The 14,614-nt window shown below is 61.9% G+C and carries 13 protein-coding genes; 6 read left to right on the top strand and 7 right to left on the bottom strand.

Annotated elements, in window-relative coordinates:
* Positions 1–213: 213 nt before the first annotated feature.
* The 6 genes from SGN16_RS26860 to bioB form a co-directional block, all read right to left on the bottom strand.
* On the bottom strand, positions 214–510 hold the full coding sequence (locus tag SGN16_RS26860; protein ID WP_210641533.1) for a pyrroloquinoline quinone biosynthesis protein PqqE: 297 nt from the start codon (positions 508–510) through the stop codon (positions 214–216).
* 121 nt (positions 511–631) lie between these two features.
* Positions 632–1,312, bottom strand: a complete 681-nt coding sequence (gene bioD, locus SGN16_RS26865) for a dethiobiotin synthase (RefSeq protein ID WP_210641534.1) — start codon at positions 1,310–1,312, stop codon at positions 632–634.
* The gene (gene bioC, locus SGN16_RS26870) at positions 1,309–2,121 is read right to left on the bottom strand and encodes a malonyl-ACP O-methyltransferase BioC (protein WP_335945431.1); all 813 of its coding nucleotides are present in this window, start codon (positions 2,119–2,121) and stop codon (positions 1,309–1,311) included. The genes bioD and bioC overlap by 4 nt, the downstream gene beginning before the upstream one ends.
* Entirely contained in the window at positions 2,114–2,845 is a 732-nt protein-coding gene (locus tag SGN16_RS26875) for an alpha/beta fold hydrolase (RefSeq protein ID WP_210641538.1), read from the bottom strand. The genes bioC and SGN16_RS26875 overlap by 8 nt, the downstream gene beginning before the upstream one ends.
* Positions 2,838–4,016 (bottom strand): 8-amino-7-oxononanoate synthase, encoded by a 1,179-nt coding sequence (bioF, locus tag SGN16_RS26880; RefSeq protein WP_210641539.1) that lies wholly within the window; start codon positions 4,014–4,016, stop codon positions 2,838–2,840. Before bioF ends, SGN16_RS26875 begins: the two co-directional genes overlap by 8 nt.
* A 160-nt stretch (positions 4,017–4,176) precedes the next feature.
* Entirely contained in the window at positions 4,177–5,232 is a 1,056-nt protein-coding gene (gene bioB, locus SGN16_RS26885; protein WP_210641541.1) for a biotin synthase BioB, read from the bottom strand.
* A gap of 90 nt (positions 5,233–5,322) precedes the next feature.
* On the opposite strand from bioB, the gene SGN16_RS26890 reads away from it, so the two are divergent.
* The 5 genes from SGN16_RS26890 (at position 5,323) to rarD (ending at position 11,109) form a co-directional block, all read left to right on the top strand.
* Entirely contained in the window at positions 5,323–6,063 is a 741-nt protein-coding gene (locus tag SGN16_RS26890) for a ComF family protein (RefSeq protein ID WP_210641543.1), read from the top strand.
* A 58-nt stretch (positions 6,064–6,121) separates the two neighbouring features.
* The gene (locus tag SGN16_RS26895) at positions 6,122–6,886 is read left to right on the top strand and encodes a TOBE domain-containing protein (protein WP_210645438.1); all 765 of its coding nucleotides are present in this window, start codon (positions 6,122–6,124) and stop codon (positions 6,884–6,886) included.
* 67 nt (positions 6,887–6,953) lie between these two features.
* On the top strand, positions 6,954–8,855 hold the full coding sequence (locus SGN16_RS26900; RefSeq protein WP_210641545.1) for a PhoX family phosphatase: 1,902 nt from the start codon (positions 6,954–6,956) through the stop codon (positions 8,853–8,855).
* A 173-nt stretch (positions 8,856–9,028) separates the two neighbouring features.
* Positions 9,029–10,003 carry a serine/threonine protein kinase gene (locus SGN16_RS26905; RefSeq protein ID WP_210641547.1) on the top strand — a complete coding sequence of 325 codons (975 nt, stop codon included), beginning with the start codon at positions 9,029–9,031 and terminating at the stop codon, positions 10,001–10,003.
* Positions 10,004–10,221: 218 nt separating this feature from the next.
* A complete protein-coding gene (gene rarD / locus SGN16_RS26910) occupies positions 10,222–11,109 on the top strand; it encodes an EamA family transporter RarD (RefSeq protein WP_135847503.1) in 888 nt (295 codons plus the stop codon).
* Between the two features lie 217 nt (positions 11,110–11,326).
* Here rarD and SGN16_RS26915 read toward each other — a convergent pair whose 3' ends face one another.
* Positions 11,327–11,845, bottom strand: a complete 519-nt coding sequence (locus tag SGN16_RS26915; RefSeq protein WP_210641549.1) for an ACT domain-containing protein — start codon at positions 11,843–11,845, stop codon at positions 11,327–11,329.
* Between the two features lie 537 nt (positions 11,846–12,382).
* On the opposite strand from SGN16_RS26915, the gene SGN16_RS26920 reads away from it, so the two are divergent.
* Complete coding sequence (locus SGN16_RS26920) at positions 12,383–14,560, top strand: malate synthase G (protein ID WP_210641551.1); 2,178 nt, start codon at positions 12,383–12,385, stop codon at positions 14,558–14,560.
* Positions 14,561–14,614: the final 54 nt, after the last annotated feature.

Raw genomic sequence — 14,614 nt, forward strand, 5'->3', positions numbered from 1 at the left:
AACAGTTGTTTGAAACATACGTTTACGCCCAAATCTTGTCAAGCGCCGATCTTTTGCCATTCGTCATCAGCTAGAGAAAAAAGTCGGACACGGGAAATCCATCGCAGTGAAGGATCCGCGACGCGCGTAAGAAAAGATTAGTTGAGCAAGAAGACGTTAGAGACAAAAACGCCGCGAATAATCGCGGCGTTCTCGCAAAGACGGGAAGACAGATCAGGCGAAGGTATCGATCAACGTCCCGAGCATTTCGTCGGATGCCTTGGCGACATTAACGCCCAGTTGCACCTGGAACTTGCCTTGGGCCATCTCGACCATGTTGCTGGCCAGGTCCGATTGCTGGCTACGGTCTACTGAACGCAGGCGATCTACCTGGACTTCGGACGACTGGCTGGTGACCGATCGCTCGATCGTATTGTTGGCGATCTCGCTGGACGCTTGATCGACACGGTTCTGCCCTGTCTGAATAGTGCTCAGACCGGCATAGAACGCGGTGCTTCCTGAGATTTCCATGGCAGGGCTCGTCTTCTTGAAGGGTCGACAGTGGCCATTGAATCAGAAGCCTGCGGAAAAGGCCCGACAAAAACACTAATGGCACAGTGCCTTGTCATAGCCAAAACCTTCACCGGACTGATTAATCCAGCAGATCCAGGTGCAGATGCTCCGCCACCCTATCGGCGGTGACACCCTTGATCCTCGGTACTCGTCCCAGGCACGGCGCCGGGAGGCGTTCGGCCAGGGTGGCGAGGTTTTCTTCCAGGCGTGACGTCTTGGGGTCGATGATGTTCGCCACCCAACCGGCCAGTTGCAGGCCGTCCCGGGCGATGGCCTCGGCGGTCAGCAACGCATGGCTGATGCAACCCAGGCGCACGCCCACCACCAGGATCACCGGCAGGCCCAGCGCTATCGCCAGGTCCGAGAGGTTGTCCTGGTCGGCCAACGGTACACGCCAACCGCCCGCGCCCTCGATCAGTGTGAAATCGGCCTCCTGGGCCAGCACATTACGCATCGGGCCCAGCAACGATTGCACTGTCAGCGCCACGCCGGCTTCCCGGGCGGCCAGGTGAGGCGCAATGGCCGGCTCGAACGCCACGGGATTGACCTGCGCATACTCAAGCGGCACCGAGCACTCGGCCAACAGCGCCAAGGCGTCGGCGTTGCGCAGGCCCTTGGGCGTTACTTCGCAACCAGAAGCCACGGGTTTGCCCGCTGCGGTGCTCATGCCGGCCTGTCGCGCGGCATGCAGCAGACCGGCCGCAACGGTGGTCTTGCCCACATCGGTGTCGGTGCCGGTAATGAAATAGGCCTGGCTCATAGCGGTTTCTCCAAGACGGCGTAGACCACCTGATAGGTCGCGGGCAACCCCTGCGCCTGCCGAAACTGTTCGTAGGCTTCAACCAACGCCAGGATCCTCGCCCTGCCCGTCAACCCACCGGGCCGGCCAGGGTTCAGATTGTGGGCGCCCAAGGCCTTCAGCTCGTGGGTCAGACTGCGCACATCGGAGTAATGCAACACATGGGGACGATTTTCAAGACTGACAACATGCAACCCGCTGGCTGTGCACAATTGTTGATAGGTTTCGAATGCGCGGAAACGGTTGACGTGCACCAGGCCATCCACCTGACGCCAACTGTCGCGCAACTCGTACAAAGTGCCCACGCAAAGGCTGGTGAAAGCAAACACTCCACCGGGTTTCAATACACGATGGGCCTCGTTCAGTACCCCGGCAAAATCCGCGCACCACTGCACCGCCAGGCTGGAGAACACCAAATCGCAACTCGACGCCTGCAAGGGCAGCCGCTCGGCGTCACCGGCTACAAAATGCGCAGCTCCACCCTGGGGACGAGCGTGGTTGAGCATGCCTTCGGCGATATCCAGCGCTAGGCCGTTTGCCTCACCAAAGCACGCGCCCAAGGCCCGGGTGAAATAACCCGTACCGCAGCCCAGGTCCATCCAGCGTTCCGGTACGAGTGAAGGCGGCACCCGCTGCAGCAATTGCTGGCCGACATCGCGCTGCAGTTCGGCCACGCTGTCATAACTGGTTGCAGCCCGGGAAAACGAGGCCGCCACCTGGCGCTTGTCGGGCAAGGCGCCGGGGAATTTGGGAAGAGACAAATCAGTCATCACCGGACTCATGCAAAAAAGCCTGGATCGCCCCCGCCACACCGTGCGGGTCCTCCAGAAGGAATCCGTGGCCGGCCTGTTCGATCAGGCCGATTTCGACATCCGGCAGCAATACCAGCAACTCACCCGCCGCCTCGGCCGGAACCAGGGCATCGAGCCCGGCAAACAGATGCAGTTGCGGGCCACGAAAGCTTTGCAATGCTTGGCGGGTGTCCAGTTGCGCCAGCAGTTCGAGCCCGGCCATCAAGACCTCTGGCGAAGTACTCGGCGCACCGGCCAGCAGCAACCGTGACAACCCGCGCGGATCGCCGCAGCCCTGGGCGCACAGCAGACTGAAACGCTTGAGGGTCTGGCGAGGGTCGGCGGCACACCCGGCGAGAAAACCATCGAAGGTTTCACCGACCATTGCGTGCGGCCATTGCTCATGGGCGACGAACGAGGGATTGCTCGCCAAGGTCAGCAAGCCGCAGCAGCGCTCGCCCCGACGCGCCGCCAGCGCCGAAGCCAACATGCCACCCAGGGACCAACCGCCCAGCCAGGCATCCTGAGGCACAACGGCATCCAACTCTTCGAGCCATTCATCGGGGTCACTCGATGTCAGGGCCGGCAACGGCTCGATTTCCACCCGCAGATGTTCGTCGAGACCTTGCAACGCCGCCGCCAGCGGCTCCAGCGGTGAAACACCCAGGCCCCAACCGGGCAGCAGTATCAGTCGATCACGCATGGCTTGGCTCCGGTCCCAGTTGGGCAAAACACTCGGCCAGTGCATTCAACAATAGTTGCACCTGGGCTTCGCTGTGGGCGGCGGTCAGGGTCACGCGCAAACGGGCACTGCCGGCCGGTACGGTGGGCGGGCGAATCGCGGTGACCATCAGCCCGCGCTCACGCAGCATCTGCGACAAACGCATCGCCCGCCCCGCATCACCGATCAGGATCGGCTGGATCGGCGTGAAGCTGTCCATCAATTGCAGGCCGATCTGTTCGGCGCCATGACGGAACTGACGGATCAGCACCTGCAAATGCTCACGCCGCCAATGCTCGCTGCGCAACAGCTCAAGGCTCTTGAGCGTCGCACAGGCCAGGGCCGGCGGTTGGCTGGTGGTGTAGATGTAGGGGCGGGCGAACTGGATCAGGCTCTCGATCAGTTCTTCACTGCCGGCGACAAAAGCGCCGGCGGTGCCGAAGGCCTTGCCCAAGGTGCCAACCAGCACCGGCACGTCATCCTGGCTCAAGCCAAAATGCTCGACGATACCGCCGCCATTGGCCCCCAGTGGACCGAAGCCATGGGCATCGTCGACCATCAGCCAGGCGCCCTTGGCCTTGGCCGCACGGGCCAGTGCCGGCAGGTCGGCGATGTCGCCGTCCATGCTGAATACGCCATCGGTGACCACCAAAGTATTGCCGGTGGCTTTCTCCAGGCGGTTGGCCAGGCTTTGGGCATCGTTGTGCAGATAACGATTGAAGCGCGCACCGGACAACAACCCGGCATCGAGCAACGAAGCATGGTTCAGACGATCTTCCAGCACCGTATCGCCCTGCCCCACCAGCGCAGTGACGGCACCGAGGTTGGCCATGTAGCCGGTGGTGAACAGCAGCGCCCGCGGGCGACCGGTCAGGTCGGCCAAGGCTTCTTCCAAGGCATGATGTGGAGCGCTGTGACCGATCACCAGATGAGACGCGCCGCCACCGACGCCCCACCGAGCGGCCCCAGCGCGCCAGGCTTCGATCACTTGCGGGTGATTGGCCAAGCCCAGGTAATCGTTATTGCAGAATGCCAGCAACGGCTGGCCGTCCACCACCACTTCCGGGCCCTGCGGGCTTTCGAGCAACGGGCGCTGGCGATAGAGGTTTTCGGCACGACGGGCAGCCAGGCGTGCGGCGAGATCAAAGGGCATGCAGGCCTCAACTGTTTAAAGACTGGCCAAAGCCCCTTGTGGGAGAGCTTGCTCGCGATAGCGGTGTGCCAGTCAACACAAATGTTGAGGGTTCCATCGCTATCGCGAGCAGGCTCGCTCCCACAGTGCCTTGCATTCCAGTCAGGACATCGGTGAGTGATCAAACAGCCGCGTTATAGAACTGTTCGCTGCTCTTCTGCTCCACCAGCGCCTGTTCAATCGCGGCCTGGTGCACTTCATCGGCATGCTCTTCCCGGGCTTCGGGCTGGATACCCAGGCGGGCGAACAGCTGCATGTCCTTGTCAGCCTGCGGGTTGGCGGTGGTCAGCAGTTTGTCGCCGTAGAAAATCGAGTTGGCACCGGCGAAAAATGCCAGGGCCTGCATCTGTTCGTTCATCGCTTCGCGGCCGGCGGACAGGCGCACGTGGGACTTGGGCATCAGGATCCGCGCCACGGCGAGCATGCGAATGAAATCGAACGGATCGACGTCTTCGGCATTCTCCAGCGGCGTGCCGGCGACTTTGACCAGCATGTTGATCGGTACCGACTCCGGATGCTCCGGCAGGTTCGCCAGCTGGATCAACAGGTTGGCGCGGTCGTCCAGGGATTCGCCCATGCCCAGGATGCCACCGGAGCAGATTTTCATCCCCGAATCACGCACGTAGGCCAGGGTTTGCAAACGCTCGCTGTAGGTACGGGTGGTGATGATGCTGCCGTAGAACTCCGGCGAGGTGTCGAGGTTGTGGTTGTAGTAGTCCAGACCGGCCTGGGCCAGCGCCGCAGTTTGCTCCTGGTCGAGGCGACCCAGGGTCATGCAGGTTTCCAGCCCCATAGCCTTCACACCTTTGACCATCTCCAGCACATACGGCATGTCCTTGGCCGAAGGATGCTTCCAGGCGGCGCCCATGCAGAAACGGGTCGAACCGATGGCCTTGGCCCGCGCGGCCTCTTCGAGGACCTTCTGCACTTCCAGCAACTTTTCTTTTTCCAGCCCGGTGTTGTAGTGACCGGACTGCGGACAATATTTGCAATCTTCCGGGCAGGCGCCGGTCTTGATCGACAGCAGCGTGGAAACCTGGACGCGGTTGGCGTCGAAGTGCGCGCGGTGCACGGTCTGCGCCTGGAACAACAGGTCATTGAATGGCTGAACGAAGAGTGCTTTGACTTCGGCCAAAGACCAGTCATGACGCAGGTTGGCAGTGGTGCTGGCGCTCATGGGCATTTCCTTGATTATGCTTGGCTGGCGCCTGGGGTACGCAATACCCACAGGCGCGACACGGATGTTCGGCATATTTAAGGAAGAGCCATGCGCTGTCAACCACGATACGAAGGACCGGTTTACATCTGGTTAAAAAACAAACAATCATGCTTGCTGTGCGGCGAAACCACCGATACACCGCAACCTATCTGCACGCCATGCGAAAGCGAGCTGCCGTGGCTTGGCGATCAATGCAGCGTCTGCGCCCTGCCGCTGCCCATGGCCGGGCTGCGTTGTGGGCAATGCGCCACGCGGCCGCCGGCCTTCGAGCGGGTCCTGGCGCCCTGGGCCTACGACTTCCCGGTGGACAGCCTGATTACCCGCTTCAAGCACCAGGCGAAATGGCCCCTTGGCCGGTTGCTGGGCGAACTGCTGGCGCAGTCGCTGCAACATCATTTCGACGAAGGGCTGGAGCGACCCGACGCGCTGGTACCGGTACCACTGGCTGCCCGACGCTTGCGCCAGCGGGGGTTCAACCAGGCGACGCTGCTCGCCCGCTGGCTCAGCGGGCAGTTGGGAATCCCCTGCGAGGAACACCTGCTGCGGCGCATCCAGGACACCCCCGCCCAGCAGGCACTCGATGCCAAGGCCCGGCATACAAACTTGCGCCAGGCCTTTGCCATGCTGCCTGGCGTGTTACTGCACAACCGTCACCTGGCACTGGTGGACGACGTGCTCACCACAGGTGCCACCGCCCAGGCGCTGGCGCGCCTGTTGCTCGACGCCGGCGCGGCACGTGTCGATGTGTATTGCCTGGCGCGCACGCCGAAACCCGGTGAGCCGGCTTGACGTGCCGCGCTCCAGGCGCCAACGTCCGTCCATCAATCACTGCGCGCAGTTCTCCGACATGTCATTGCCCACGCTTCTGACCCAGCACATCGTTCGGCGCCCACAACGCATTGCGCTGCTGCAGCACATCGCCGAACAAGGCTCGATCACCCGCGCCGCCAAGAGTGCGGGCCTAAGCTACAAGGCGGCGTGGGACGCCATCGACGAGCTGAACAACCTGGCGGACCAACCATTGGTGGTGCGCAGCGTCGGCGGCAAGGGCGGTGGCGGCGCCAAGCTGTCTGACGAAGGACAACGCGTGCTGCGTCTGTATCTGCGCCTGCAAGCCTTGCAGTCACAGTTGCTGGAAGCCAGCGAAGACGTCGGGGACCTGGGCCTGCTCAGTCGCCTGATGCTGCGCACCAGCGCCCGCAATCAACTGCATGGCAAAGTGCTGGGCATCGAAGCCCAGGGCCACAACGACCGGGTCCGCCTGGAACTGGCCCGGGGCCTGGCCATCGAAGCTCAGATCACCCACGACAGCACACTGCGCCTGGAACTGACGATCGGCACCGAAGTGGTGGCCCTGATCAAGGCCGGCTGGCTGCAATTGCACCCTGTCGGGCCAGCGGAGCAATCGGAAATCAATACACTACGCGGCGTGATCGAGCAGGTTGCCGCCGCCGAAGACGGCCCCAGTGAAGTGCGTATCAGCCTGCCCAATGGCCAGACGCTCTGCGCCCTGGCCGACCCGCTTCAGCTGCAAGAGCAGAACCTGGCAGCCGGTTCACCGGTGCAAGTGGGGTTTTCGCCAACAAATGTGCTGCTCGGCACACCGCTGTAGCGCGCTGCAACAATAGTTTCATCGGCTCGCTTTAAGGTGACTGCCAAAACCAGCAGGGAGCCTTGAGATGAGCCTATTAGAAGAAAACCAATCCACCGACCTGGAAAAGATCGTCGGCCTGAGCCGCCGCAGTTTCATCAGCGCTGGCGCCCTGTGCGGTGCGGCGATGTTTTTGGGCGGTAACCTGCTGAGCCGCAGCGTCCTGGCCGCCGCCGTGAGCGAAGGCAACAGCAAGCTGCTGGGCTTTGCCAGCATTGCCGCCGCCACGAGCGACACCATCACCTTGCCGCCGGGCTACAAGTCCTCGGTGCTGATCAGTTGGGGCCAGCCGCTACAGAAAAATGCACCGGCGTTCGACCCCAGTGGCAACGGCACCGCCCGCGCACAGGAAATGCAGTTCGGCGACAACAATGACGGCATGAGCCTGTTCCCATTCCCCGGCGACAACGACCGGGCACTGATGGCGATCAACAACGAATACACCAACTATCGCTACCTTTTTGCCCACGGCGGCCAGCCGCAGTCGGCCGAAGACGTGCACAAGGCCCAGGCCAGCGAAGGGGTATCGGTAATCGAGGTCCAGCGTCGTCGTGGTCAGTGGCAGTTCGTCCAGGAATCGCGCTACAACCGCCGGATCCACGGCAATACGCCGATTCGCCTGCGCGGCCCGGCCGCCGGCCACGACCTGCTGAAAACCAGCGCCGACAAGAGCGGCAAGAAAGTGCTCGGTACTTTCCAGAACTGCGCCAACGGCATGACGCCGTGGGGCACTTACCTGACTTGCGAAGAAAACTTCACCGACTGCTTCGGCAGCAGCAAATCCGATTTGCAGTTCGATGAAGCGCAAAAGCGCTATGGCGCCACCGTCACCAGTCGCGAGATCAACTGGCACTTGTACGATCCTCGCTTCGACCTGGCGAAGAACCCCAACGAACTCAATCGCCATGGTTGGGTGGTGGAAATCGACCCGTTCGATCCGCAATCCACCCCGGTGAAACGCACCGCCCTGGGTCGTTTCAAACACGAAAACGCTGCCCTGGCGCAGACCAATGACGGTCGCGCAGTGGTGTACATGGGCGACGATGAGCGCGGCGAGTTCATCTACAAGTTCGTCAGCCGCGAGCGCATCAATCCGCGCAATGCCAAGGCCAACCGCAACCTGCTGGACCATGGCACCTTGTACGTGGCGCGCTTCGATGCCGGCGACGGCAACCCGGACCACCCCAAAGGCAAGGGCCAGTGGATCGAGCTGACCCACGGCAAGAACGGCCTCGACGCCAGCAGCGGTTTCGCCGACCAGGCCGAAGTGCTGATCCATGCGCGCCTCGCCGCCAGCGCCGTGGGTGCCACCCGCATGGACCGCCCGGAATGGATCGTGGTCAGCCCGAAAGACGGACAGGTCTATTGCACCCTCACCAACAACTCCAAGCGCGGCGAAGACGGCCAGCCGGTGGACGGGCCGAACCCTCGGGCCAAGAACGTCTATGGCCAGATCCTGCGCTGGAGAACCGAGCGCGACGATCACGCTTCCAAGACTTTCTCCTGGGATCTGTTCGTGGTCGCCGGCAACCCGACGGTTCACGCCGGCACACCGAAAGCCGGTTCGTCCAACATCAACGCGCAGAACATGTTCAACAGCCCCGATGGCCTGGGCTTCGACAAGGCCGGGCGGCTGTGGATCCTCACCGACGGCGACTCCAGCAATGCCGGGGACTTCGCCGGCATGGGCAACAACCAGATGCTCTGTGCCGACCCCAACAGCGGCGAAATCCGCCGTTTCATGGTCGGGCCGGTGGGTTGCGAAGTGACCGGGATCAGTTTTGCACCGGACCAGAAGACCTTGTTCGTCGGGATCCAGCATCCGGGGGAAAACGGCGGCTCGACCTTCCCTGAGCACCTGCCCAACGGCAAGCCGCGGTCTTCGGTGATGGTCATTAGCCGTGAGGATGGCGGAGTGATCGGCGCCTGATTTGGCCTCATCGCGAGCAAGCTCGCCCCCACAGGGATAGGCGGTACGCCGAAGATCCATTGTGGGAGCGAGCTTGCTCGCGATAGCGTCAGCACAGCCGCCACCTATCTGCCTCTGTCTGCGCTACCATGCTGGGCCGGACGCGGCAGCTTTGCCGCTGCGCAGGAGTCAGCATGTCCCATCCGTTTGAAACCCTCACACCCGACCTGGTACTCGACGCCGTTGAAAGCATTGGCTTCCTCAGCGACGCCCGGGTGCTGGCCCTAAACAGCTACGAGAACCGCGTCTATCAGGTGGGCATCGAAGATGCCGAACCGCTGATCGCCAAGTTCTATCGCCCCCAGCGCTGGACCAATGAAGCGATTCTGGAGGAGCACAGCTTCACCTTCGAATTGGCCGAATACGAGGTGCCGGTGGTGGCGCCGCTGATCCACAACGGCGCCAGCCTGCATGAACACGCCGGGTTTCGTTTCACCCTGTTTCCCCGCCGCGGCGGCCGTGCACCGGAGCCGGGCAACCTCGATCAACTCTATCGCCTGGGACAATTGCTCGGGCGCCTGCACGCGGTCGGCGCGACCCGCCCGTTCGAGCATCGCGAAGCCCTGGGCGTGAAAAACTTCGGCCACGACTCGCTGGCCACCGTGCTGGAAAGCGGTTTCGTGCCCCGCAGCCTGCTGCCGGCCTACGAATCGGTCGCCAGAGACCTGCTCAAGCGCGTCGAAGAGGTCTACGCTGCCACGCCCCACAAGAACATCCGCATGCACGGCGACTGCCACCCCGGCAACATGATGTGCCGCGACGAGGTGTTCCACATCGTCGACCTGGACGACTGTCGCATGGGGCCGGCGGTGCAGGACCTGTGGATGATGCTCGCCGGTGATCGCCAGGAATGCCTGGGGCAGTTGTCGGAGTTGATGGACGGCTACCGTGAATTCCACGACTTCGATCCGCGGGAGCTGGCACTGATCGAACCACTGCGTGCCCTGCGCCTGATGCATTACAGCGCCTGGCTGGCGCGGCGCTGGGACGATCCGGCGTTCCCGCGCAGCTTCCCATGGTTCGGCAGCGAACGTTACTGGGGCGACCAGGTATTGGCGTTGCGCGAGCAGTTGGCGGCGCTCAATGAAGAGCCGTTGAAGTTGTTCTGACAGGGCTTGGTCCCAACAATACCCTGGCCCCTGTGGGAGCGAGCCTGCTCGCGATAGCAATTGAACATTCGACACCTCTGTCGGCAGGCATACCGCTATCGCGAGCAAGCTCGCTCCCACAAGGGATTTGCGATTGGAACCCTCACAAAGGCTCCAGCACAACCTGACAAATCTCCTTACAATCACTCTTTTGTTAGCTGCCTAAGCAAGGATTCTGCATGCAAGCCGCCAACCCGCGTCGCGGGTATATCCTGGGCCTGAGTGCCTACATCATCTGGGGTCTGTTCCCGATCTATTTCAAAGCCATCGCCAGCGTGCCGTCCGTGGAAATCATCATCCACCGGGTGCTGTGGTCGGCGCTGTTCGGCGCGGCATTGCTGATGGTCTGGAAACACCCGGGCTGGTGGCGTGAACTGCGGGACAACCCACGTCGGCTGGCGATTCTGGCCCTGAGTGGCACGCTGATCGCGGCCAACTGGCTGACCTACGTGTGGGCGGTGAACAACGAGCGCATGCTTGAGGCGAGCCTGGGTTATTACATCAACCCGCTGGTGAACGTACTGCTGGGCATGTTGATCCTGGGTGAGCGGCTGCGGCGCATGCAGTGGCTGGCGGTGGGGCTGGCAGCGGTCGGTGTGGCGCAGCAGGTCTGGCAAGTGGGCAGCCTGCCGTGGGTGTCTCTGGTGCTGGCGCTGACCTTCGGTTTCTATGGGCTGATCCGCAAGCAGGCGCCCGTCAAGGCCTTGCCGGGCCTGGTGGTGGAAACCTGGATGCTGGTACCGATTGCCATTGCCTGGTTGCTGTTCAACCCGACGGCCACCAGTGCCCAACCAGCATTCTGGACCACCTCCGAAGCCTGGTGGCTGGTAGCGGCCGGCCCTGTGACGCTGGTTCCGCTGGTGTGTTTCAACGCCGCGGCGCGGCATCTGCCCTACACCACGTTGGGATTTCTCCAGTACATCGCGCCGACGCTGGTGCTGTTGCTTGCCGTGACGCTGTTCGGTGAGCACCTGTCGTCCAGCACGCTGGTGGCGTTCCTGTTTATCTGGGCTGGGCTTGCGGTGTACAGCGTCGACGCCGTGATCAGCATGCGTCGGCGCGCCTGATCAAATATTGCACAACTCTCCACAGGCCACGCCTGACGTGGCCTGCACTGATCTTTCCCAAGGTTATCCACAGCGTGATCCCCGCCGTTTGTGCACAAGCCCTTGAAAACTGATGGTTTTTTGATCATTCCCCGTCGAAGCCCGGCAGGCTTGGGCTGGCGCCGGGTCTCTACAGGTTATCCACAGGCAGGCACAACTTTTCCTTGGATAACCCGCCTCACGCTTCGTCGCTGAGTTTGAGCTCTACCATCAATTCATCGGCCAGGGTTTCCAGGCGCTCCTGCAGGGTGTCCAGCGACAGGGTCAACGGCACGCCCAAGATCGCTTCGGCATGGAACAGCAACTCACTGCTCATCGGTGCCGGGCGAACATGGGTCACCAGTCGCTCGACGTTTACGCCCTGCTCGCTCAACAACCGGGTAATGTCGCGCACGATGCCAGGGCGATCATTGCCCACCAGTTCCATGGCGATGGGTTTCCAGCTGCAGGATTCTTCAAGGGCGCTTTCGGCGATCAACACGCGGATACCCTGGGTCGACAGCCCCTGCAAGGCTTCGATCAGTTCTCCCTGGGACTCGGCCGGGACGCTGAGGCGCAGGATCCCGGCAAATTGCCCAGCCAGGTGCGACATGCGGCTTTCCAGCCAGTTACCGCCGTGCGCGGCGATGCAGTCGGCAATGCGCTCGACCTGCCCGGGCTGGTCCGGGGCGAAAACAGTGATGACGAGGTGGTCCATGGCGCAGCCCTCTTGTTGTGGAAGAAACAGTATAGGCAGGTGATCGCGAGCAGACTGTGGGCCTGAGGATTTATACCTCACCCCTGTAGGAGCAAAGCTTGCTCGCGATACAGGCACCTCGGTTCCAGTGGGATCGAGTTACTGTCATCGCGAGCAAGCTTTGCTCCCACAGGATGACAACAGATACATCGTGTACAAACATCAAGATTTATCTGGAACAATCTGTTGGTTTTTTGAGAACATCCCATGCCTCGTCGTGACTGTACTGCTTTAGTCGGTCGCGGAACGACGCAATTAGTCTAATTTTCACAAGCCCAATTGATCATGTAGTATGCCGCAGCGAGCACTACATAACGTTGAAGCGATGTCTGCTTAAGGCCAGTCGCATCCCTGAAAAGCCCCGTCAGCAAGGCTTAACACCCAGCCGCCAGCGATGGCATGTACTGGTTCCGGGGTTTGTGGTTTAAATGTCCCGAGGCTTCATTGTCAAAATCGAAGAGCTGAAAAGCGAAATAGCTGAGCAGAGTGAGGCAAGCAATGACTGAACACGTTCAAGTCGGTGGCCTTAAGGTCGCCAAAGTCCTGTTCGACTTCGTGAATAACGAAGCCATTCCCGGAACCGGCCTCACCGCCGACGCGTTCTGGGCCGGTGCTGACAAGGTCATCCATGACCTGGCGCCGAAGAACAAAGCCCTACTCGCCAAACGCGACGATTTCCAGGCGCGGATCGACGCCTGGCACCAGGCTCGTGCCGGCCAGGCCCACGACGCCGTGGCTTACAAAGCCTTCCTGCAAGACATTGGATACCTGCTGCCAGAAGCGGCGGATTTCCAGGCCACGACGCAAAATGTCGATGACGAAATTGCCCGCATGGCCGGCCCGCAGCTGGTGGTGCCGGTGATGAACGCCCGCTTCGCCCTCAACGCCTCGAACGCCCGTTGGGGTTCGCTGTATGACGCACTGTACGGCACCGACGCCATCAGCGAAGCCGACGGCGCGCAGAAAGGCAAAGGCTACAACAAGGTTCGCGGCGACAAGGTCATCGCCTTTGCCCGCGCCTTCCTCGACGAAGCGGCACCGCTGGCGGCCGGCTCCCATGTCGATGCCACCGGTTACAAGATCGTCGACGGCAAACTGGTAATCGCCCTCAAGGGCGGCAGCAACAGCGGCCTGCGTGACGATGCCCAACTGATTGGCTTCCAGGGCGACGCCGCGGCCCCCACCGCCGTGCTGCTGAAGCACAACGGCCTGCACTTCGAAATCCAGATCGACGCCAGCACTCCGGTTGGCCAGACCGACGCCGCCGGCGTCAAAGACATCCTGATGGAGGCCGCGCTGACCACCATCATGGACTGCGAAGACTCGGTGGCTGCCGTCGATGCCGATGACAAAGTGGTGATCTACCGCAATTGGCTCGGCCTGATGAAAGGCGACCTGGCTGAAGAAGTCGCCAAAGGCGGCCAGACCTTCACCCGCACCATGAACGCCGACCGCGTCTACACCACTGTCGACGGTTCGAGCGTGACCCTGCACGGCCGTTCGCTGTTGTTCGTACGTAACGTCGGCCACCTGATGACCATCGACGCGATCCTGGACCAGCATGGCAACGAAGTGCCGGAAGGCATCCTCGATGGCCTGATCACCAGCCTGGCGGCGATCCACAGCCTCAACGGCAACACGTCGCGGCGCAACAGCCGCACCGGTTCGGTGTACATCGTCAAGCCGAAGATGCACGGTCCGGAAGAAGCGGCGTTCACCAACGAGCTGTTCGGTCGCGTTGAAGACGTGCTGAACCTGCCGCGCAACACCCTCAAGGTCGGGATCATGGACGAGGAGCGCCGGACTACGGTCAACCTCAAGGCCTGCATCAAGGCCGCCAGCGAGCGCGTGGTGTTCATCAACACCGGTTTCCTCGACCGCACCGGCGACGAAATCCACACCTCCATGGAAGCCGGCCCGATGGTGCGCAAGGCTGACATGAAAGCCGAGAAGTGGATCGCCGCGTACGAAAACTGGAACGTCGACATCGGCCTGAGCACCGGACTGCAAGGTCGCGCACAGATCGGCAAGGGCATGTGGGCCATGCCGGACCTGATGGCGGCGATGCTCGAACAGAAAATCGCCCATCCAATGGCCGGCGCCAACACCGCGTGGGTACCGTCGCCGACCGCTGCTGCCCTGCACGCGCTGCATTACCACAAGGTCGATGTGTTCGCTCGCCAGGCCGAACTGGCCAAGCGGGCACGCGCTTCGGTGGACGACATCCTGACCATCCCGCTGGCCGTCAATCCGAGCTGGACGCCGGAGCAGATCAAGAATGAACTGGACAACAACGCCCAGGGCATCCTTGGCTACGTGGTGCGCTGGATCGACCAGGGCGTTGGCTGCTCCAAGGTGCCGGACATCAACGACATCGGCCTGATGGAAGACCGTGCGACGCTGCGTATCTCCAGCCAGCACATCGCCAACTGGCTGCGCCACGGCATCGTCACCCAAGACCAAGTGATGGAAAGCCTCAAGCGCATGGCGCCGGTGGTGGACCGCCAGAATGCCAGCGACCCGTTGTACCGTCCGCTGGCGCCGGACTTCGACAGCAACATCGCTTTCCAGGCGGCGGTCGAACTGGTGATTGAAGGCACGAAGCAGCCTAACGGCTACACCGAGCCGGTGCTGCACCGTCGTCGTCGCGAGTTCAAGGCCGCCAATGGTTTGTGATTGAGCGGCAGTGATGCAATGAAAAAAGCCCTGGTCGAAAGATCAGGGCTTTTT

It is taken from the genome of Pseudomonas sp. G166, assembly GCF_037027455.2.
Classification (GTDB): domain Bacteria; phylum Pseudomonadota; class Gammaproteobacteria; order Pseudomonadales; family Pseudomonadaceae; genus Aquipseudomonas.

What these genes read in the sequence shown, in the direction of transcription:
- SGN16_RS26915 (WP_210641549.1), bottom strand. Translation starts at nt 11,845, where the DNA reads ATGGACCACCTCGTCATCACTGTTTTCGCCCCGGACCAGCCCGGGCAG.
- SGN16_RS26920 (WP_210641551.1), top strand. Translation starts at nt 12,383, where the DNA reads ATGACTGAACACGTTCAAGTCGGTGGCCTTAAGGTCGCCAAAGTCCTG.
- SGN16_RS26875 (WP_210641538.1), bottom strand. Translation starts at nt 2,845, where the DNA reads ATGCGTGATCGACTGATACTGCTGCCCGGTTGGGGCCTGGGTGTTTCA.
- SGN16_RS26860 (WP_210641533.1), bottom strand. Translation starts at nt 510, where the DNA reads ATGGAAATCTCAGGAAGCACCGCGTTCTATGCCGGTCTGAGCACTATT.
- rarD (WP_135847503.1), top strand. Translation starts at nt 10,222, where the DNA reads ATGCAAGCCGCCAACCCGCGTCGCGGGTATATCCTGGGCCTGAGTGCC.
- SGN16_RS26890 (WP_210641543.1), top strand. Translation starts at nt 5,323, where the DNA reads ATGCGCTGTCAACCACGATACGAAGGACCGGTTTACATCTGGTTAAAA.
- SGN16_RS26905 (WP_210641547.1), top strand. Translation starts at nt 9,029, where the DNA reads ATGTCCCATCCGTTTGAAACCCTCACACCCGACCTGGTACTCGACGCC.
- SGN16_RS26900 (WP_210641545.1), top strand. Translation starts at nt 6,954, where the DNA reads ATGAGCCTATTAGAAGAAAACCAATCCACCGACCTGGAAAAGATCGTC.
- bioD (WP_210641534.1), bottom strand. Translation starts at nt 1,312, where the DNA reads ATGAGCCAGGCCTATTTCATTACCGGCACCGACACCGATGTGGGCAAG.
- bioC (WP_335945431.1), bottom strand. Translation starts at nt 2,121, where the DNA reads ATGACTGATTTGTCTCTTCCCAAATTCCCCGGCGCCTTGCCCGACAAG.
- bioB (WP_210641541.1), bottom strand. Translation starts at nt 5,232, where the DNA reads ATGAGCGCCAGCACCACTGCCAACCTGCGTCATGACTGGTCTTTGGCC.
- SGN16_RS26895 (WP_210645438.1), top strand. Translation starts at nt 6,122, where the DNA reads ATGTCATTGCCCACGCTTCTGACCCAGCACATCGTTCGGCGCCCACAA.
- bioF (WP_210641539.1), bottom strand. Translation starts at nt 4,016, where the DNA reads ATGCCCTTTGATCTCGCCGCACGCCTGGCTGCCCGTCGTGCCGAAAAC.